At 70.3% G+C, this 19,497-nt stretch carries 18 protein-coding genes; 6 read left to right on the top strand and 12 right to left on the bottom strand.

The features are described 5' to 3' along the window. Positions 1 to 120: 120 nt before the first annotated feature. From ACWIDW_RS02730 to dut, 3 genes are read right to left on the bottom strand one after another with little or no spacing between them, the layout of a single operon-like run. The gene (locus ACWIDW_RS02730; protein WP_454122756.1) at positions 121 to 873 is read right to left on the bottom strand and encodes a DUF3159 domain-containing protein; all 753 of its coding nucleotides are present in this window, start codon (positions 871 to 873) and stop codon (positions 121 to 123) included. Further along, the gene (locus ACWIDW_RS02735; protein WP_454122758.1) at positions 870 to 1,457 is read right to left on the bottom strand and encodes a DUF3710 domain-containing protein; all 588 of its coding nucleotides are present in this window, start codon (positions 1,455 to 1,457) and stop codon (positions 870 to 872) included. Before ACWIDW_RS02735 ends, ACWIDW_RS02730 begins: the two co-directional genes overlap by 4 nt. Next, entirely contained in the window at positions 1,454 to 1,903 is a 450-nt protein-coding gene (gene dut / locus ACWIDW_RS02740; RefSeq protein WP_454122760.1) for a dUTP diphosphatase, read from the bottom strand. The genes ACWIDW_RS02735 and dut overlap by 4 nt, the downstream gene beginning before the upstream one ends. A gap of 3 nt (positions 1,904 to 1,906) precedes the next feature. Here dut and ACWIDW_RS02745 point away from each other — a divergent pair, with 3 nt between their 5' ends. Beyond that, positions 1,907 to 2,389, top strand: a complete 483-nt coding sequence (locus ACWIDW_RS02745; protein WP_454122761.1) for a DUF3093 family protein — start codon at positions 1,907 to 1,909, stop codon at positions 2,387 to 2,389. Positions 2,390 to 2,448: 59 nt separating this feature from the next. Here the strand turns inward: ACWIDW_RS02745 and ACWIDW_RS02750 are convergent, their stop codons facing one another. After that, positions 2,449 to 2,742, bottom strand: a complete 294-nt coding sequence (locus tag ACWIDW_RS02750; protein ID WP_313356014.1) for a DUF4193 domain-containing protein — start codon at positions 2,740 to 2,742, stop codon at positions 2,449 to 2,451. A 212-nt stretch (positions 2,743 to 2,954) separates the two neighbouring features. Between ACWIDW_RS02750 and sepH the strand changes: the two genes are divergently transcribed. Beyond that, a complete protein-coding gene (gene sepH / locus ACWIDW_RS02755) occupies positions 2,955 to 3,989 on the top strand; it encodes a septation protein SepH (protein WP_454122763.1) in 1,035 nt (344 codons plus the stop codon). Between the two features lie 30 nt (positions 3,990 to 4,019). On the opposite strand, the gene ACWIDW_RS02760 is transcribed toward sepH, so the two are convergent. Then, positions 4,020 to 5,147 (bottom strand): alkaline phosphatase family protein, encoded by a 1,128-nt coding sequence (locus ACWIDW_RS02760; RefSeq protein ID WP_454122764.1) that lies wholly within the window; start codon positions 5,145 to 5,147, stop codon positions 4,020 to 4,022. 83 nt (positions 5,148 to 5,230) lie between these two features. On the opposite strand from ACWIDW_RS02760, the gene ACWIDW_RS02765 reads away from it, so the two are divergent. Further along, entirely contained in the window at positions 5,231 to 7,669 is a 2,439-nt protein-coding gene (locus ACWIDW_RS02765; RefSeq protein ID WP_454122765.1) for a DNA gyrase/topoisomerase IV subunit A, read from the top strand. A 157-nt stretch (positions 7,670 to 7,826) separates the two neighbouring features. Here the strand turns inward: ACWIDW_RS02765 and ACWIDW_RS02770 are convergent, their stop codons facing one another. Then, positions 7,827 to 9,971, bottom strand: a complete 2,145-nt coding sequence (locus tag ACWIDW_RS02770; RefSeq protein WP_454122767.1) for a DNA gyrase/topoisomerase IV subunit B — start codon at positions 9,969 to 9,971, stop codon at positions 7,827 to 7,829. Between the two features lie 174 nt (positions 9,972 to 10,145). Between ACWIDW_RS02770 and ACWIDW_RS02775 the strand changes: the two genes are divergently transcribed. Further along, positions 10,146 to 10,355, top strand: a complete 210-nt coding sequence (locus ACWIDW_RS02775; protein WP_099196012.1) for a DUF7455 domain-containing protein — start codon at positions 10,146 to 10,148, stop codon at positions 10,353 to 10,355. 5 nt (positions 10,356 to 10,360) lie between these two features. On the opposite strand, the gene ACWIDW_RS02780 is transcribed toward ACWIDW_RS02775, so the two are convergent. The 6 genes from ACWIDW_RS02780 to ACWIDW_RS02805 form a co-directional block, all read right to left on the bottom strand. Continuing rightward, a complete protein-coding gene (locus ACWIDW_RS02780; RefSeq protein WP_454122769.1) occupies positions 10,361 to 11,395 on the bottom strand; it encodes an alanine racemase in 1,035 nt (344 codons plus the stop codon). Continuing rightward, positions 11,392 to 12,087, bottom strand: coding sequence for an alanine racemase (locus ACWIDW_RS02785; protein ID WP_454122771.1), 696 nt, complete (start codon positions 12,085 to 12,087; stop codon positions 11,392 to 11,394). The genes ACWIDW_RS02780 and ACWIDW_RS02785 overlap by 4 nt, the downstream gene beginning before the upstream one ends. Before the next feature lie 15 nt (positions 12,088 to 12,102). Beyond that, complete coding sequence (locus ACWIDW_RS02790) at positions 12,103 to 12,855, bottom strand: type 1 glutamine amidotransferase (protein ID WP_454122772.1); 753 nt, start codon at positions 12,853 to 12,855, stop codon at positions 12,103 to 12,105. Next, positions 12,852 to 14,171 carry a MurT ligase domain-containing protein gene (locus ACWIDW_RS02795; RefSeq protein ID WP_454122774.1) on the bottom strand — a complete coding sequence of 440 codons (1,320 nt, stop codon included), beginning with the start codon at positions 14,169 to 14,171 and terminating at the stop codon, positions 12,852 to 12,854. Before ACWIDW_RS02795 ends, ACWIDW_RS02790 begins: the two co-directional genes overlap by 4 nt. Beyond that, positions 14,168 to 15,436 carry an RNA polymerase sigma factor gene (locus ACWIDW_RS02800; protein ID WP_454122775.1) on the bottom strand — a complete coding sequence of 423 codons (1,269 nt, stop codon included), beginning with the start codon at positions 15,434 to 15,436 and terminating at the stop codon, positions 14,168 to 14,170. Before ACWIDW_RS02800 ends, ACWIDW_RS02795 begins: the two co-directional genes overlap by 4 nt. Positions 15,437 to 15,598: 162 nt before the next feature. Then, positions 15,599 to 16,525 carry a proteasome assembly chaperone family protein gene (locus tag ACWIDW_RS02805; RefSeq protein WP_454122777.1) on the bottom strand — a complete coding sequence of 309 codons (927 nt, stop codon included), beginning with the start codon at positions 16,523 to 16,525 and terminating at the stop codon, positions 15,599 to 15,601. Positions 16,526 to 16,636: 111 nt separating this feature from the next. On the opposite strand from ACWIDW_RS02805, the gene ACWIDW_RS02810 reads away from it, so the two are divergent. Both ACWIDW_RS02810 and lpdA read left to right on the top strand, forming a co-directional pair. After that, positions 16,637 to 18,112, top strand: coding sequence for a leucyl aminopeptidase (locus ACWIDW_RS02810; RefSeq protein WP_454122779.1), 1,476 nt, complete (start codon positions 16,637 to 16,639; stop codon positions 18,110 to 18,112). After that, positions 18,112 to 19,485 (top strand): dihydrolipoyl dehydrogenase, encoded by a 1,374-nt coding sequence (gene lpdA, locus ACWIDW_RS02815; protein ID WP_454122780.1) that lies wholly within the window; start codon positions 18,112 to 18,114, stop codon positions 19,483 to 19,485. Before ACWIDW_RS02810 ends, lpdA begins: the two co-directional genes overlap by 1 nt. Positions 19,486 to 19,497: the final 12 nt, after the last annotated feature.

Raw genomic sequence — 19,497 nt, forward strand, 5'->3', positions numbered from 1 at the left:
GAGTGATCGCGACGGCTAGCAAGGCCTGCCTTACCAGTGTGCGTCGGACGACCACTCGAGGAAATGAGCAATTTATCTTGACGTCAAGATAAATCTACCAGAACGGACGTCGGTCCGCCGCTACTCGGCGCGCCGGTAGAGCGCGCGGACGACGAGCCATGTCACCGCGACCATGGGCGCGAAGAGCGGCAGGCCCATGACCAGCTTGAGCGTGCCGAGCAGGGTCACCTGATCCGTGAGGTACAGCGGCAGCTGAACAGACAGTCGCAGCAGGAACAGCGCGCCCCAGGCCAGCCCCAGCCAGAAGAACGCGCGGCGCTTGCGACGGTCACCGCGCCACGCGGTGCCCTCGCCCATCAGGAAGCCGACCGCGAGTCCGATGATCGACCAGCCGACGAGGGCCGCGACGATCATCACCGTGCCGTATACCGCGTTCGTGATCAGACCGGGCACGAAGTTGTCGGCCCCGCGTCCGGTCCACAGCGCCAGACCCGCCGCCGCCCCCGCGGCCACCAGGCCCCCGAACGCCGCAGCGGGCGGCGACTTCTGCACGAGGCGGATGACGGTGAACACGGCGGCGATCCCGACCGACACGCCGAGGGAGAGCAGCAGGGGCTCCGGGCGCAGAGTGAACAGGATCACGAACGCGAGGCTGGGCAGCACCGACTCGACGATCCCGCGCCAGCCGCCCATCGCACTCCAGACGACCCGGTGGGCGCCCTCGTCGGTCTCCGTGCTGAGACCCGCCCGGCGCGCGGCACCGCCGAGAGCGGCACCGATCACGTCGGCCGCCGTCGGCTCGGCGGAGCCGATCGGCTCGGATGCCGGATGCCCGGGGGCGGGCGAATCGTCCCGGTCGTCGGCCGGTGTCACGCCGATCCCGGCGTGGAGGGCATCTTCAGCGGGATCAGGTCACGCGGCGGCATCGGCGTCACGCCTCGCACGACGACGATCGAGCGGAACAGATCTTCGACCTGCTCGGCCGCGGCGGGGTCGGACGCGGCGTCGCCGCCGATGACTCCGCGCAGGAACCAGCGCGGTCCGTCGACGCCGACGAATCTCGCCAGCCGCATGCCGGATCCCTCAGCCGCCGTGGCAGGCACCTCGGCGAGCAGCTCCTTGCCCAGCGTGCCCTCGCGCTCTTCGACCCGCCCGCCCTGCGTGCGGATCTGGTCGCGCAGCTGCACGCGGGTCTCATCCCACAGCCCGCGCGAGCGCGGCGCCGCGAACGGCTGCACCTGCAGCGACGAGCCGGCGTAGTCGAGGCCGACCGCGACGATCCGCTTGCTCTGCTCCTCGACCTCGAGACGCAGGTTCAGACCCTCCCGGGGCAGCACCTTGATGCCGCCGAGGTCGATGTACGGCCGCACGGGGTTCGCCTCGCTGTCGTCGAACGGGCCGGCGGTCGCCCGGTCGGCCGGTGCGGACTTCAGCGTGGGTTCGATCTCTTCAGTCATTCGCTCTTTCCCTGGGTGTAGCCGGTCGACCCGAATCCGCCGCCACCGCGGACGCTGTCGGGCAGGTCGTCGACGGGTTCGAAACGCGCCTGCACGACGGGCATCACGATGAGCTGCGCGATGCGGTCGCCGACCGCCACATCGTACGCTTCTCTGCTGTCGGTGTTCAGCAGGCTGACCTTGATCTCGCCCCGGTAGCCCGCGTCGACGGTGCCGGGCGAGTTGACCACGGTGATGCCGTGCCTGGCGGCGAGTCCGCTGCGTGGCACGACGAAGGCCGCGTACCCCTCGGGCAGCGCGATGCGCACGCCCGTGCCGATCAGCGCCCGCTCACCGGGCTCGAGCCGGACCGCCTCGGTCGACACCAGATCGGCCCCGGCATCTCCGGGGTGCGCGTAGAACGGGACGTTCGCCGAGATAATGGGGACGGCAACGGAATGAGTCACCCCATGAGGCTAATGCAGAACCTTCACCCCGCTACGCGCGAGACGTACCGCGAGCGACTGACCCCCGGGCTGGCGCTGCTGATCACCATCGCCCTCGCCGGGCCGATGGTGTCGCTCGTGCTGACACCGCTCGACCCGAGCCTCGCGCTGATCGTCGGAGCGGCCGTCTCGCTCGTGCTGGTGGTCGTGAGCATCGCCCTGTCCCCCACCATCCGCGTGGTCGACGGCGTGCTGCATGCGGGGCGCGCACACATCGACGCGGCCTGGCTGGGCGAGCCCGGCGAGTTCTCCGGCCAGGAGGCCAGGGCCCGGCGCACGCATCAGATCGCGAGAGACGGCTGGAACCTGCTGCGCGGCGGCATCGACGGCGTCGTGATCGTGCCGATCACCGATCCGGGCGACCCGGTGAACAGCTGGACGATCTCGTCCCGCACCCCCGACCGTCTCGCCGCGGCGATCAGGACGGCGCGCGCACAGCGTCGCTGACGCGCCGGAATGCAGAACGCGCCCCGAGCCATCAGGCCGGGGCGCGTGCGTGTCGGTGATCAGGCGGCGCATTCCTTGCAGATCGGGCCGTCCGCGCCGTCGTGGTCGAGCTGCGAGCGGTGCTTCACGAGGAAGCAGCTCATGCAGGTGAACTCGTCCTGCTGCGCGGGCAGCACGACGACATCGAGTTCCATGTCGGAGAGGTCGGCGCCGGGGAGCTCGAACCCCGTCGGGTTGTCCGAGTCCTCGACGTCGCCGGCGCCGGACTGGGTGTTCGGCACGCGCTCCTTGAGGGCTTCGATCGACTCGGAGTCGTCTTCGCTCTTGCGCGGGGCGTCGTAATCGGTTGCCATGCGGTGATTCTCCACTTCCGTGGTGCGTGTGATCTGGGGGGTGGGGGGATCCGATATCGGGTGATCGGCGGGCCATAGTTTGCACGACTGCGCGCCGATAAGCAAATGCCTGTCGGCCCGGTCGGGAAAACTCGCGGCACGCCCGCCGTATTCCCCACTCGATCAGCGTGCGCGTGACACCATGAATGCACACCCATCAGAGGGGCATCAGCATGGAAAACGTCACCATCATCGGAACGGAAGCGGGAGTCCTCGTCCTCGCGACCGAGTCCGGGCAGCGCTTCGCGCTGCCCATCGACGACGTCCTGCATCGCGAAGTGCGTCGAGCGACCCGCGAGGCCGAACCCGCTCCGGCGCGTCTGGCCGCGAGCCCGCGAGACATCCAGGCGCAGATCCGCGCGGGCCTGACTGCGGTCGAGGTCGCCGCGCTGCTCGGCGTGAGCGAGTCCGATGTGGCGCGCTTCGAGGGCCCCGTCCTCGCCGAACGCGAGCACATCGTCAACCAGGCTCTCGCCGTGCCGGTGCTGATCGGCAGCGAGGTGGAGCCCGATGCCCAGCCCACCTTCGGCTCCGCCGTGCGCGCCAAGCTCTCCGACCTGGCCGCGTCCGACGAGCGCTGGGCGAGCTGGAAGGACGAGGCCGGCTGGACGGTCAAGCTCGAGTTCACGGCGAACGAGGTCGCGCACGATGCGCGCTGGGCGTTCGACCCGCGCCGCAGCACGCTCTCCCCGATCAACGCCGACGCCGCGCAGCTGTCCCGGCAGGGTTCGCTTCCCGAGGGTCTCATCCCGCGCCTTCGCGCGGTGGAGGCAGAGCGCGTCTCGCCGTACAAGGACGAGAGCCGCTTCGACTCGGGCGCCTTCGGCCCGCGTCTGCTGCCCCCGCCCGAGGAGAGCGAGGAGGCTCCGGTCGCCGAGCACTCCAGCGCCGCTGTTCAGGATGCCGCCGCCCGCCGCGCCCCCGAGGAGCACCGCACCAGCTCCGAGACCGCCGACCTGCTCGAGGCGCTGCGCCGCCGTCGCGGCCAGCGCGAGTCCGCACCGCTGTTCGACGGCGGTGACGATGACGACGCGTCGCCGCTGGCTCTGTTCGATGCGCTCGCCGAGCCCGCAGACGAGGCGTCCGACGCCAAGCCGTCCGAGGCGAAGCCGGAGCCGGCAGCCGAGCAGCCCAGCGGGCGCCGGAAGCGCCGCAACGCGATGCCCTCCTGGGACGAGATCGTGTTCGGAGCGCGCACCGACGAGTGACCCTTCGACAGGCTCGGGGACCCGACCACCTCAGCGCCGGAAGGCACCGAGTCTGATGAACGGCACGCGCCACTCCTCCGGCGTCAGTGCACCGTGCTGGCCCACCATGCCGCGCCCGCGCTGGTCGTCGGCCTCGGCGTCGTAGAGGGCGACGTTGCCTCGCGCGATCACCAGCAGGTCGCCGATGCGCTCGCGCACGGCATCCGACTCCACCGGTCCGAACAGTCCGGCATCGATCGCCTCGGTGCGGCTGACCACGTCGGCCGCACCGCCCAGGTCCCGTCGCCAGCGCGAGAGCAGACCGGCCTGGTCAGCGTCGGGCTCGGTGTAGACGTGCAGCATCCGCGGTTCGCCGCCGATGTGCCGGATGCCGTCGTGCCAGCCCCCCGCCGCATCCAGCACGAGCTGCCGGTGGTGCGGCACGTCGATCATCCCGTGATCGGCGGTGACCAGCACCCCCACCCCGTCGGGGATCCGCCGCGCGAGTGCGGCATCGACATCCTCCAGGGCGGCGACCCACTCGGCCGAGTCGACGCCGTGGCGATGGCCCGCCTTGTCGACCTCGGGCAGGTAGCAGTACACGAGGGCCCCGTCGTGAGCATCCGCGAGCTCCCAGGCCAGCTCCACCCGCTCGGCCGCTCCGCGCGCCGACCGGAAGTCGGCGCCGCGCAGCGTCGCTCGGGAGAATCCGCTGCCGGCGTAGGCCGGGATCCCGACGGCGAACGCCGGATGCCCGGCGGCCGCGGCCTGCTCGAAGACCGTCGGGCTGCTCTGCCACTGCACGGGGTCGCAGCCTGCGGCCTCCCACCCGCTGAGCAGGTTCACCAGCCTGTCGGACTCCGGATCGCGCACACGGTAGCCGACTAGGCCGTGCGTTCCGGGAGCGGCCCCGGTGAGCAGGCTGGTCAGCGCGGCTGCCGTGGTGGTGGGGAACACGGATCCCGCGACGTCCTTCTTCGCCATGGCCGACGACAGTGTGCGCGCGTGTCCGGCGTGCGCGCGCAGTGCCGGCGCGCCCAGCCCGTCCACGACCACCAGCACGACAGAGCGCACCGTGCGGAGGTCGGCGGTTCCGCCGCGCAGCGAGGCGAGAAGCTGTGGCGCCACCCCGCTGATGCTCCGCGTCGAATCAAGGCTGGTCGGTAGGATGAGAGGCATCCGGGTCAGTCTCGCACAGGTGGCCCGACGCGCCGCGCCCGAGCGCCGTCGCGAGTCCGCACCGAGCGACCTGCAGGAAGTCCATGCCAAAGCCCTCGTCATCCGAGCCCGTCCAGGAGCGCATCCAGGACATCGACCTGTCGCAGGAGATGCAGGGCTCGTTCCTCGAGTACGCCTACTCGGTGATCTACTCCCGCGCACTGCCCGACGCCCGTGACGGACTGAAGCCCGTGCAGCGTCGCATCCTGTACCAGATGGCCGAGATGGGGCTGCGCCCCGATCGCGGCCACGTCAAGAGCGCCCGCGTCGTGGGCGAGGTGATGGGAAAGCTGCACCCGCACGGCGACTCCGCCATCTACGACGCCCTGGTGCGCCTCGCCCAGGACTTCGCGCTGCGCGTGCCGCTCGTCGACGGCCACGGCAACTTCGGCTCGCTCGATGACGGCCCGGCGGCATCCCGATACACCGAGGCGCGGCTGGCGGCATCCGCTCTGGCGATGACCGAGAACCTCGACGAGGACGTCGTCGACTTCGTGCCCAACTACGACGGCCAGTTCCAGCAGCCCGCCGTGCTCTCGGCGGCCTTCCCCAACCTGCTCGTCAACGGCGCCAGCGGCATCGCCGTCGGCATGGCGACGAACATGGCCCCGCACAACCTCATCGAGGTCGTCGCGGCGGCCACCCACCTGCTCGAGAACCCCGAGGCGACCACCGCCGAGCTGAGGGAGTTCGTGCCCGGCCCCGACTTCCCGTCGGGTGGGATCCTGATGGGCCTCGACGGCGTCAAGGACGCGTACGAGTCGGGCCGTGGGGCCTTCCGACTGCGCGCGAAGACCTCGATCGAACCGCTCGGGCCGCGCAAGACCGGCATCGTCATCACCGAGCTGCCCTACCAGGTCGGGCCCGAGCGCGTCATCGAGAAGCTCAAAGACGCGGTAGGCGCGAAGAAACTGCAGGGCATCAGCGATGTGCAGGATCTGACCGATCGCAAGAACGGTCTGCGGCTGGTCGTCACCGTGAAGACCGGTTTCGACCCGGCCGCGGTGCTCGAGCAGCTGTTCCGCTTCACCCCGCTCGAGGAGTCGTTCTCGATCAACAACGTCGCGCTCGTCGACGGTCAGCCGCGCACCCTCGGCCTCAAGGAGCTGCTGCGGGTGTACCTGCAGCACCGTGTCGAGGTCGTCACGCGACGCAGCCGATACCGCCTCGCGCGGCGCAACGAGCGGCTGCATCTCGTGCGCGGTCTGCTGCTGGCGATCCTCGACATCGACGAGGTCATCCAGGTCATCCGCTCGTCCGACGACTCCGAGACCGCCCGCGCGCGCCTGCAGCAGGTGTTCGAGCTCGATGAGGTGCAGGCCGAGTACATCCTCGAGCTGCGTCTGCGCCGCCTGACGAAGTTCTCACGTCTCGAGCTCGAGGCCGAGCGCGACAAGCTGCTCGCGGAGATCGCCGAGCTCGAGACGCTGCTGGCCGATCCGGCCCTGGTCCGCGCTCAGGTCGCGCGGGAGCTGGATGCCGTGGCCGAGCAGTTCGGCACGCACCGGCGCACCCTGCTGCTCAACGCCGCGCCGCCCAAGGCGCGCACCACGAAGTCGGCTGCGGAGCTGCAGATCGCGGATGCCCCGACGACGCTGCTGCTGTCGACCACGGGGCGCGCCGTGCGCGTCGACCTCGAGCCGGGCGTCGTGATCACGACGCCGCCGCGTCGCAGCAAGCACGATGCCATTCAGGCGCGCCTGGAGACGACCACGCGCAGCGAGATCGGCGCAGTCACCACGGCGGGACGGGTCGTGCGGTTCACGCCCCTCGACATCCCTGCCGTGCCCGCCTCGTCGGTCGGTCTCGGTGCCGGCGTGCGCATCTCCGACTACCTCGGGTTGACCGACCGCACCGAGCGGGTCATCGCCCTCATCCGCTTCGACGACGACACCCCCGTCGCCCTGGGCACCAGGGACGGTGTGGTGAAGCGCGTCATCCCCTCGACACTCGCCGTGCGGCCCGAGTTGGAGATCATCGGGCTGAAGCCGAAGGACGTGGTCGTCGGCGCGGCATCCGCCCCCGACGACGCGGAGCTCGTCTTCGTCACCTCGGATGCCCAGCTGCTGCACTTCGCGGCGGCGAACGTGCGCCCCCAGGGGGCCCCCGCCGGCGGCATGGCCGGGATGAAGCTCGGCGCGAACAGCCAGGTCATCTCGTTCACGGTGGTCGACGCGGCCGACGACGCCGTCGTGGTCACCGTCTCGGGTGCGGCGGGCACCCTGGCGGGCGCCGACGCGGGCCGGGCGAAGGTCTCGGACTTCGCCGAGTTCCCCGCGAAGGGCCGTGCGACCGGAGGCGTGCGCGCGCACGCACTGCTCAAGGGCGAGGACGGTCTTCGCCTGGCCTGGGTCGGCGCCCATCCGCGCGCGGTCGGGACCGACGGCGCGGCTCGCGTTCTGCCCGAGTCCGGTGCGAAGCGCGACGGCTCCGGCCAGCCGCTGGATGCCGTGATCGGGTCGGTCGGCACCGCGATCGGCTGACCCTTCGACAGGCTCAGGGGCCCAGGGTGGGGCGTCTGGGGCCGAGTTGGTGGCGGGGCCCTTCGACAGGCTCAGGGGCCCAGGGTGGGGCGTCAGGGGCCGAGTTGGTGGCGGGGACCCAGTTGAGGCTCAGGGGACCAGTTGGGGGGTCCGGGGGTCAGGCGTCGATGGCCTCGCGGCTGAGCCGGTCGCTCGAGCTCATGATGAACTCGCGGCGCGGCGCCACCTCGCTGCCCATCAGCAGCTCGAAGGTGCGCACCGCGGCATCCGCCGACTCGGCGTCTTCGATCGTCACACGGCGCAGCAGCCGACCGGACTTCTCCATGGTCGTGTTGGCGAGCTGATCGGCATCCATCTCCCCCAGGCCCTTGTAGCGCTGGATCGGATCCTGCCAGCGCTTGCCGGCCTTCTGCAGCTTCGCGAGCAGAGCGTGGAGTTCGGCCTCAGAGTAAGTGTAGATGGTCTCGTTCGGCTTCGAGCCGGGATTCATCACGATCACACGGTGCAGCGGCGGGACGGCGGAGTACACCCGACCCGCCTCGACGAGCGGGCGCATGTAGCGGAAGAAGAGGGTGAGCAGCAGGGTGCGGATGTGCGCGCCGTCGACGTCGGCGTCGCTCATCAGGATCACCTTGCCGTAGCGCGCGGCGCTGAGGTCGAAGGAGCGACCGGAGCCGGCGCCGATCGTCGTGATGATCGCCGCACACTCGGCGTTGCCGAGCATGTCGCTCACCGACGCCTTCTGCACGTTGAGGATCTTGCCGCGGATCGGCAGCAGCGCCTGGAACTCGCTGTTGCGGGCATGCCGTGCCGTGCCGAGCGCCGAATCGCCCTCGACGATGAACAGCTCGCTCTGCTCGAAGTCCTTCGACCGGCAGTCGACCAGCTTCGCGGGCAGCGACGAAGACTCGAGCGCCGTTTTGCGCCGCTGCGTCTCCTTGTGCGCTCGCGCCGAGACCCGGGCCTTCATCTCGGAGACGATCTTGTCGAGCAGCATCGACGCCTGGTTCTTGTCGTCGCGCTTCGTCGACGCGAAGCGCTCGGCGAGCTGCTTGCGCACCACCTGCGCGACGATCGTGCGCACGGCGGGCGTGCCGAGAACCTCCTTGGTCTGCCCCTCGAACTGCGGCTCGGGCAGGGTGACGGTGAGCACCGCGGTGAGCCCCGCGAGCACGTCGTCCTTCTCGAGCTTGTCGTTTCCGACCTTGAGACGGCGGGCGTTCTGCTCGACCTGGCCGCGCAGGGTCTTCAGCAGCTCCTGCTCGAAGCCCTGCTGGTGCGTGCCGCCCTTGGGCGTCGCGATGATGTTGACGAACGAGCGCACCGTCGTGTCGTAGCCGGTGCCCCATCGCAGGGCGACATCGACCTCGCACTCGCGCTCGACCTCGGTCGCCTTCATGTGCCCGTCGGCCTGCAGCACGGGCACCGTCTCGGTGAAGCGTCCGCTGCCCTGGATGCGCCAGGTGTCGGTGACGGGCGCGTCGGATGCCAGGTACTCGACGAATTCCGAGATGCCGCCCTCGTACAGGTAGGTGGTCACGCGGGGGCCGGAGGACGCATCCCCGTCCGGTGCACCTTCCGCATGCGCCGCCGAGCCCGGCGCCGGGCGCTCGTCGCGGATCTCGAACTCGAGGCCGGGGACGAGGAAGGCCGTCTGACGCGCGCGGGTCTCGAGCTCGGGAAGCTGGAACGCGGCGTCCTTGGTGAAGATCTGCCGGTCTGCCCAGTAGCGCACCCTGGTGCCGGTGACGCCCTTGGCGACCTTGCCGACCACGCGCAGCTCGCTTTTCTGCTCGAACGGCGTGAACGGGGCGTCGGGGCGCGGCTCGCCGTCGTCGGCGAACACGCCGGGCTCGCCGCGGTGGAACGACATCGCGTAGGTCTTGCCGCCGCGGTCGACCTCGACGTCGAGGCGCTCCGACAGCGCGTTCACGACCGAGGCGCCGACACCGTGCAGACCGCCGGATGCCGCGTACGAGCCGCCGCCGAACTTCCCGCCCGCGTGCAGCTTGGTGTACACGACCTCGACGCCGGTGAGCCCGGTGCGGGGCTCGACATCGACAGGCACGCCGCGACCGCGGTCGGCGACCTCGACGCTTCCGTCGGCGTGCAGCGTGATGTCGATCTTCGAGCCGTTGCCGGCGACGGCCTCGTCGACCGAGTTGTCGATGATCTCCCACAGGCAGTGCATGAGACCCGGCGAACCGTTCGAGCCGATGTACATGCCGGGGCGCTTGCGCACGGCCTCGAGGCCCTCGAGAACCTGGAGATGGTGGGCGGAATACTCGGCAGTCACAGTCATCCATCCTATTTCCGCGTGGCCAGGGGCCGGACCGCGACACTCCCCGCACGGCAAGGGCGTGTGCGCGGCGTACGCGCACAGCGAAACACGCCGCGAACCGGGCATGCGCACAGGACGCGCGTGGTTGTATTGACTACGACCACAAGGGATCCGAACCGCTGAGGAGGCACCGAGATGAACGCCACGACTGAGCGCGAGACCGTCGAGTACCGCCTCACCGCCATGGACCGCTGCGACTCCTGCGGGGCGCAGGCGTACATCGCCGCTGAGGTCAACGGCACCGAGATGCTGTTCTGTGCGCACCACGGACGCAAGTACGAAGAGAAGCTGCGCGCCGTCGCCACCTCGTGGCACGACGAGACCGCCCGCCTCATCGAGGCCTGAGACGGTCAGTCGACCACGAGTCGACGCACCGCGGGAGTGAGCCTGGTGATGATCTCCTCGCCGACCGTGTCCACGTGCTCGGCCAGGGCCGTGGCATCCGGCTCGCCATCGGCCCCCGGCCCGAAGAGCACCACCCGCTGACCGACGGTCGCTCCCTCCCATCGCTCGACCGTCATGGCGGTGCCGCTGATGTCGACGATGCGGCGCAGGCCGCCGGGCGTGGCGACCTGCGCGCCGCTCAGGGTCGAGGGCAGGCCGTGGAAGGCGCCCATGCCGACGCAGACCGCGTCGGCATCGACCTGCTCCACGGCAGCGCTGAGCCGGGCGATCAGACGCAGGCCGTCGAGCGGCGGGCCGTCGGCCGAGCGGATGCCGTAGCAGAACGCGCCGATGCGGCTCAGTGAGCCGCGCAGCTCGGGGCGCCACCACGCGGCGGCGGACGCCGTGAGGTGCAGCACCTCGGGCTCGCCCCCGGCGTCGACGAGTTGGGCGACGGCGTCGAGGAACACCCGCTGGGCGGCGTCGTCCTCTGCATCACTGGCCTCGGAGAGGTGACTCCACACCCCGGAGACCACCACGCTGCCGCGACGCTCGGCCGCCATCGCGGCGGCCACGGCGTCGTGCCACTGCTCGGGACGGAACCCGTTGCGGTGCAGACCGGTGTCGATCTTCAGGTGCACCCGAACGCGCGCGCCCGCGGCGTCGGCCTCGGCGATCACGTCGTCAAGATAGGCGGCCGACCCCACACCGAGGTCGATGTCGGCCGCGATCGCCTGAGCGATCTCCGGGCGCGGTGACGTAGCCCACGCGTACACGCGCTGGTCGGTGAGAGCGCGGATGCGCAGGGCCGTGGCGATGTCGTAGCCGCCGAACCAGGCCACGCCGGCCGCGGATGCCTCGCGCACGGCCCAGTCGATGCCGAGCGCGTACGCGTCGTCCTTCATCACCAGCAGCAGCTCCGACGGCGACAGACGCCGCTGCACCGCGGCGATGTTGCGGCGGAACGCACCTCGCGAGATCTCGAGCACAGGTCCTGTCATGCTGACCACTCCCCCTGCGCGTGTCGCCCGATGACCACGGCCATCTCCAGTGCGGTGAGACCGCTCACCGTCGACCACTGCCCGAGCGCGTCGCGGGCACCGCCCGCACCGCCGAAGTAGACCACGGGCGCGCCGTCTGCGACATCGCCGCCCTCCAGGTCGACCACGCACACGTCCATGGCGATGCGTCCCACGATCGGCAGCATCCGTTCGCCGATCTGCACCCGCACGCTGTTCCCGAGCACACGGGGGATGCCCTGGGCGTAGCCGCCGGTGACCAGCGCGATGCGGGTGTCTTCGGCCGCACGGTGCGTGTAACCGTACGAGACGGCCTCACCGGCGCGCAGGGGCTTGGTCGAGAGCACACGGCCGTGCAGGCTCATCACCGGCTCGAGAGGCGCCGTCCGCCCGGCCTCCGGGATCCCGAACAGCCGCACCGGGTCGACATCGGCGGCACCATCGGTGTGCACGCGCAGGCCCGGGTGGGCGGAGACGACCGCGACGTGCTCGGGGTCGACGATCACGTCGGTGACTCCGGCATCGGCGAGGACCCTGGCTGCCTCGACGGCACCGTGACCGAAGCCGTCGTGCCGCAGGTCGACGAGCGCACCCGGCGCGACGAGCGCCCGCGCCGCTCGATCGAGTGCTCCTCGGCAGAGGAGCACCCGCGGCAGCGCGCTGCTGACAGTCATGACGATTTCCCGCTCTCAGAGCTGGATGGTCTTGAAGCCCTTGTCGTGGACGAACCGCTCGATGGCATCGCGCGCGCCCTTCGCGTACTCGTCGAACGGGCTCGGTGTCGCATCGGGAAGCTGCAGCCCGCGACGGGCGGCCACCGCCCGGACGAGCACGTCGGCCAGCGCCGGGTTGAGCGGGAGGACGGGGCCCTGCACGTTGCCGGTGACGGCGTTGCGATGCCGCACGAACTCGCCGCGGGCGTCGCCGCGCGCATAGCTGCCACGGCCGGCGACGACCGTGCCGTACGCGGCGGCCTCATCGGCGAGAGTCCATTCGGAGGCGTGATCCTCGAAGCCGACGACGGCCGTGTCCGGGGTGTGCACGGTGATGTACCCGACCCGCCGGTCGCGGGTGCGCGCGACCCGATACGGCATCACGCCGAGACCCGGAACGCTGTCGCCGTCCGTCAGGTCGATGCGCTCGCCGAGCAGCTCGGCCGACCCGCCGATGGCGAACAGCGCGCGGTCGTCGGCGATGAACGAGCGCAGCTCGCCGGCGCGGGCGGTGAAATCGGCGTGCACACCGCGCAGCGCCGAGAGTGGTCCGTTGCCGATCACGACGATGTCGACGTCGTCGGGCATCCGCTCGCCGACGCCGATGTGCGCGGTGGTCGACTCGACGCCCCTCGCACGAAGGCGCTCCTCGAGGGTGCGGACGTTGCCGCGGTCACCCGTGATGCCGAGCTCGGCGGAGTACAGCTGGACGATGCTGATCTGCGTCATCGGCGCGCCACCTCCTGGTCGCCGTACCCGAGGATGCGGCGCCCGATCATCATCAGCTCGTAGTTGACGAACCATGTCTGCCTGCCGGCCGCGGTCTCGGGGAACGAGCGCATGATCGCCACCGCCTTCTCCATGTCGGGCTCGACCGCGCCGATCTCGACGCCCGCGTAGGCCAGAGCGAGAGCCAGCTGATGGGCCTTGTCACCGGTCACCACGTCGACGCGCGGCAGCGCCGTGAAGTCGACGTCGTACAGCCACGAGACGTCCGGGGTGCCCTCGTCGATCGCGATGAGGGCGCGCTCGGGGATGCCGTCCAGCGCGTCGAGGTTCATCTGGATGCTCGGGGCGTTCTTGAACATGACGAACTCGACCTGCTCGCCGGCGGGGTCGCGGCGCAGCGGGATGACCTCGCCTCGGCCGTACGCCGGGGCCATGTTCGCGAAGCCCGCGGCGGCGCGACCCGTGTCGAACTCTGCACCGAGCACTCCGGATGCCACCGCGAGGGCCGCCGCCGCGTCGGCTGCGTAGTGCAGACCTCTCGCGGGCAGCGTGATGCGGGCATCCGCTCCCCCGATGTTCACGACCACGTCACGGCCCGAGACCTCGCGCACCTCGGAGAACGCCTCGCGATCGATGATGCCGGCCGTGCCGCTGCGGGTGTCGACCGCGTTGGCGAGGCCGTTCGCGGACGATGCCACGATCTCGGACGCGACTCCGAAGAACGTCACCGGGGCGCGCATGGCGTCGACGTCGATCTTCGACAGGTACGGGTCGTCACGGTTGACGATCACGTGTGCCGAGGCGCGCTTCGAGGCATCGAGCATCATGTCCGCGACGCGCTCGGTCTCGTAGAAGCGGTACAGCTGATCGACCTGCACGTTCAGCGACAGGATCACCGAGGGCGACAGACGGTCGGCGAGATCAGCCGCGAATCCCTCGTCGATCTCGAGCACGGCGACGTCGGCCTTGATCCTGCCGGTGAGGGTGGCATCGGCCAGCAGTGCGCTCGTGACACCCTGCGGGAGGTTCGCGCCGGTCGGGTTGGTGAACACCGTCAGCCCGTGCGCGCGCAGCACCTCGCTGATCATGTGGGTCGTCGTGGTCTTGCCGTTCGAGCCGAGCACGAAGACCACGCCGTAGCGGAACTGGTCGGCCAGCGTCGGCAGCAGGGTCGGGGCGAGACGGTTGGTGAGGTACCCGGGGAAGGCGGACCCTCCCCCGCGCAGACGGGTCGCGAAACGCGCGAGCTTGCCCGCCAGCACGGGGAAGACGTACCGCAGGCCGGCTGAGCGCGCCTGAGGTGCGGGCGAACTCATTCGAGGTAGTCCCGCAGCGACTGCGACCGGCTCGGGTGGCGCAGCTTCGCCATGGTCTTCGACTCGATCTGACGGATGCGCTCACGCGTCACCCCGAAGGTGTCGCCGATCTGATCGAGGGTCTTCGGCTGACCGTCACCGAGCCCGAAGCGCATCCGGATCACGCCGGCCTCGCGCTCGGAGAGCGAGTCGAGCAGCTGCTCGAGCTGACGCTGCAGCATGGTGAAGCCGACCGCGTCTGCGGGGACGACGGCCTCGGTGTCCTCGATGAGGTCACCGAACTCGCTGTCGCCGTCCTCGCCGAGCGGGGTGTGCAGCGAGATCGGCTCGCGGCCGTACTTCTGCACCTCCACGACCTTCTCGGGAGTCATGTCGAGCTCGCGTGAGAGCTCCTCGGGCGTGGGCTCGCGGCCCAGGTCCTGCAGCATCTGACGCTGCACGCGGGCGAGCTTGTTGATGACCTCGACCATGTGCACCGGGATGCGGATGGTGCGCGCCTGGTCGGCCATGGCGCGGGTGATGGCCTGGCGGATCCACCACGTCGCGTAGGTCGAGAACTTGAAGCCCTTGGTGTAGTCGAACTTCTCGACCGCACGGATCAGGCCGAGGTTGCCCTCCTGGATCAGGTCGAGGAACTGCATGCCGCGACCGGTGTAGCGCTTGGCGAGCGAGACGACGAGGCGCAGGTTGGCGCCGAGCAGGTGGCTCTTCGCGCGCTGACCGTCGCGGGCGACCCACTGCAGGTCGAGGCCGAGCTGGCCCGACTTCTCGGCCGCCGACATCGTCGACAGCTTCTCCTCGGCGAACAGGCCCGCCTCGATGCGCATCGCGAGCTCGACCTCTTCGGCCGCGTTCAGCAGTGCGACCTTTCCGATCTGCTTCAGGTAGTCCTTTACCGGGTCGGCGGTCGCACCGGTGATCTGCGTGGAGTAGACGGGGGCGTCGTCCTCGTCCTTGGACGAGATGACGATCGCGCCGGTGGGCAGCGGCTCGGTGAACGCCGGCTTCTTGTCGCCCTCGTCCTCGTCGCCGTCCTCGGTCTCGACGACCTCGTCGTCGACCGGTGCCTCTTCGTCCTTCTTCTTCGCCGTGCGCCGAGCGGGCGCCTTCTTGGCGGGTGCCTTCTTGGCGGGCGCCTTGGCTGCGGTCTTCGTCGCCTTCTTGGGCGCCGCCTCGGCGACGTCGGTCACGTCGGCCTCGACGACGTCGGTCTCGGCAGCGGTCTGCTTGGTCGTCCGGGAGTTCTTGCTCGTGGCAGGAGTCACGTTTCGCCTTTCATGGAGCGGTGCACGCGCTCCGAGCCGTTTCGGACACTAGTAAGACCCTTGTCAAGTGCATCCGCGAGGAATCTGTTGACAACGGGTCGAGCATCCATTATCACACACGACGACGCCTGCTTCCTCCGATTCGGCGAATCAGCGCGCGTCTCAGCGCTGCTTGTCGTCGTCTCCCGGGCGTCGCGTGGCCAGATAGCGCTCGAGCTCCGCGGCGAGCTCGTCGGCGCTGGGGAGGTCCCGCTCGTCGAAACCGCCCTCGTCGCCCGTGTCGTCGCGGCCCGCCATGTACGCGTCGTAGCGCTGCTCGAGGCCGTGCAGCATCTGCACCAGCTCGTCACTGCCCTGCACCTGCTCGGCGACGCGGGCGTGGAACTCCTCGCTGCGCTCGTGCACGGCATCCATCCGCAGCACCAGCCCGGTGCCCGCCATCAGCTTGTCCGCCGCGGCGGCGACCGTGTCGGGGTAGTCGGTGTCGGCGAGGTAGTGCGGCACGAGCAGCACGAATCCGGCCACGCGAACGTCGTGCTCGACGAGGCGGAACTCGAGCAGGTGGGCGGCCGTGGCCGGCACCTGGGTGCGGGGGCGCCACACCGAATGCACGGCCGTGAGGTCGCGCCGGTTGCCGCTGACCGTGACCCCCAGCGGACGGGTGTGCGGCACGGGCATGGCGATCGAGTGCACCCAGGTGACGGTCGACACCTGGAACGCATCCACGAAATCGACGACCGCGCGCGCGAAGGCGTTCCAGGCGAAGTCGGGTTCGTACCCGGACAGCAGCAGGAACGGCTGTCCGAGGGCGTCGTGGGCGAGGGACAGCTCGAGCCGCGCCGGACGGTACTCGGTCAGGTGGTCCTGATCGAAGAGCACGATCGGGCGGCGCGCCCGGTAGTCCAGCAGCACGTCGTTGTCGAACACGATGAGCGGCTTCGGGTCGGTCGTCGCGTTCAGGTGCTCGATGAGACCCGCGACGGCGCTGCCGGCATCGGTGAAGCCGGTGAGGAGGATGACCAGGGGCAGACCGGTCGGGGCGTCCGGGGCCCCGGAAACCGACGTGAACAGGTCAGCAGGTGACGGCATGTGTCCATGCTACGAGTCGCGTCCCGGGCCCGGGCGGCGATGTGCATGCTGACAGCGAACACGGCGGCAGCGCCTCGGCCCGGCGCGAGGGCCCCTCCCTAGGATGGAGTCATGACGCTTCCCGTGATCACCCACACGACCGATCCGTTTCCCGGAGGCACCGCAGACGCCGCCGTGCTCGTCATCCCCGATCCCTCTTCCGCGACCGACGCGCTGAGCGGATACGAGGGTCTCGCCGACACCCTGACGGCCACCGGCTACAAGGGAACGGCTTCCGGCTACCAGCGCGTGCACCTGCCTGCCGTGACGTCGCTGCCGCTGGCCGTCGTCAGTGCAGGGAAGGAACCGGATGCCGCCGCGGTGCGCGACGCCGTCGCGACCGCCGTGCGCTCGCTGACCGGCTTCGCGACGGTGTCGGTCGGGTTCGCCGGCGACCTCGAGCAGTACGCCGACGCGGCAGCCGAGGGCGCACTGCTCGGCGGGTACCGCTTCGACGACTACCGCTCCGAGAAGAAGCCCGCTCGCGCCGAGGCCATCTTGCTGCACGCCGCATCGATCGGTGACGGTGCGCTCGAGCACGCTCGCGCCGTCGCCGAAGCCGTCGCGCTGGTCAAGGATCTCGTCTCGGTGCCCGCCGAGTGGCAGAGTCCGGCACAGCTGGCCGACGAAGCAGCCAAGGCGGTCGCCGACCTGCCGATCGACGTCGAGGTGCTCGACGAGAAGCAGCTCGACGAGCAGGGCTACGGCGGCATCCTCGGCGTCGGCCGCGGATCGGATCGTCCGCCGCGGCTGGTGCGCCTGTCGTACTCCCCCGCCGAGGCGACGCGGCACATCGCGCTCGTCGGCAAGGGCATCACGTTCGACACCGGCGGCCTCTCGCTCAAGCCCGCCGCGAGCATGGTCGGCATGAAGTTCGACATGGCGGGCGCGGCCACCTCGCTGGCGGCCATCCGCGCCATCGCCGCGCTCGGCCTTCCGGTGCGGGTGACCGCGTTCCTGTGCATCGCCGACAACATGCCCTCGGGTCGCGCGACCCGGCCCGGTGACGTGCTGCGGATGCTCGACGGGCAGACCGTCGAGGTGATGAACACCGACGCCGAGGGCCGCCTGGTCATGGCCGACGGTCTCGTCGCGGCCAGCCGCGAGAACCCTGACGTCATCGTCGACGTGGCGACCCTCACCGGCGCGATCATCGTCGCGCTGGGCATGCGCCACACCGGGGTGATGGGCGACGACGACGCGGTGGCCGAGTACCTCGCCGCAGCCGAGTCGGTCGGGGAGGATGCCTGGCCGCTGCCGCTTCCCGAGTTCATGGAGGAGAGCCTCGACTCGCAGATCGCCGACATGGTCAACGCCAACATGGCCGACCGCTCGGGCGGGTCGCTCTTCGCCGGCCTGTTCCTGCGCCGCTTCGTCGGCAGGACGTCGGATGCAGAGGACGCACCCCGCATCCCCTGGGTGCATCTCGACATCGCCGGTTCCGCCGAGCACAAGGGCGCGCCGTACGGATTCACCGAGAAGGGTCCGACCGGAGCCGCCGTGCGCTCGCTGATCGCGTTCGCACGAGCATCGGCGAAGGAGTCCTGATGGCGACGCACGAGTTCGACCTGGTCATCCTCGGCGGCGGCAGCGGGGGCTACGCGGCCGCGCTGCGCGCCAGCGAGCTCGGCAAGAAGGTCGCCCTGATCGAGAAGGACAAGGTCGGGGGCACCTGCCTGCACCGGGGATGCATACCGACCAAGGCCCTGCTGCACGCGGCCGAGGTCGCCGATCACGTCCGCTCGGCGGCATCCGTCGGGGTGAGCGCCACTCTCGAGGCGGTCGACGCGGCAGGTGTTCGCGCCTACCGCGAAGGCATCGTCGCAAAGAAGTTCAAGGGGCTCGAAGGTCTCATCAAGGCGCGCGGCATCACGACGGTGATCGGAGAGGGTCGCCTCGCCGCCGATCGCTCGGTCGAGGTCGGCGACGATCGCTACGTGGGCGCGGACGTCATCCTCGCCACCGGCTCGTACAGCCGCTCGCTGCCGGGTCTCGAGATCGGCGGACGCATCCTCACCAGCGAGCACGCGCTCGCGCTCGACGAGGTGCCCGACAGCGTGATCATCCTGGGCGGCGGCGTGATCGGCGTCGAGTTCGCCAGCGTGTGGAAGTCGTTCGGTGCCGAGGTCACGATCGTCGAGGCGCTGGCGCACCTCGTCCCGAACGAGGACATCGCGATGAGCAAGGGGCTCGAGCGCGCGTTCCGCCGTCGCGGCATCACGTACTCGCTCGGCACGCGCTTCGCGAAGGCCGAGCAGGACGACGCGCAGGTGACCGTGACCCTCGAGGACGGCAAGAGCTTCACCGCCGACTATCTGCTCGTCGCGGTCGGCCGCGGACCGGCGACGGCCGGCCTCGGTTTCGAGGAGGCCGGTGTCGGTCTCGAGCGCGGATTCGTGACGGTCGACGAGCAGCTGCGCACGGCTGTGCCCGGCGTCTGGGCCGTCGGCGACATCGTGCCGGGCCTGCAGCTCGCGCACCGCAGCTTCCTGCAGGGCATCGCCGTGGCCGAGCGGATCGCAGGCATGGATGTGCCGACTCCGCCCGAGTCGCAGATCCCCCGGGTGACGTACAGCAGCCCCGAAGTGGCATCGGTCGGCGTCACCGAGGAGGCGGCCGTGGCTGCGCACGGTGCCGACGGCGTCGTGTCGTACGAGTACAACCTCGCAGGCAACGGCAAGAGCGAGATCATCGGCACGGGCGGCCTCGTGAAGGTCGTCCGCCGCAAGGACGGGCCGGTCCTCGGCGTGCACCTGATCGGCGACCGCGTCGGCGAGCTCATCACCGAGGGGCAGCTCGCCGTGGCCTGGGAGGCGCACCCGGAAGACATCGCGCCGCTCATCCACGCGCATCCCACGCAGAGCGAGGCACTGGGCGAGGCATTCCTCGCCCTCGCCGGAAAACCGCTGCACGCCCTGTAGGAACGCACCAGA

Source organism: Microbacterium sp. NPDC055312 (assembly GCF_053645675.1).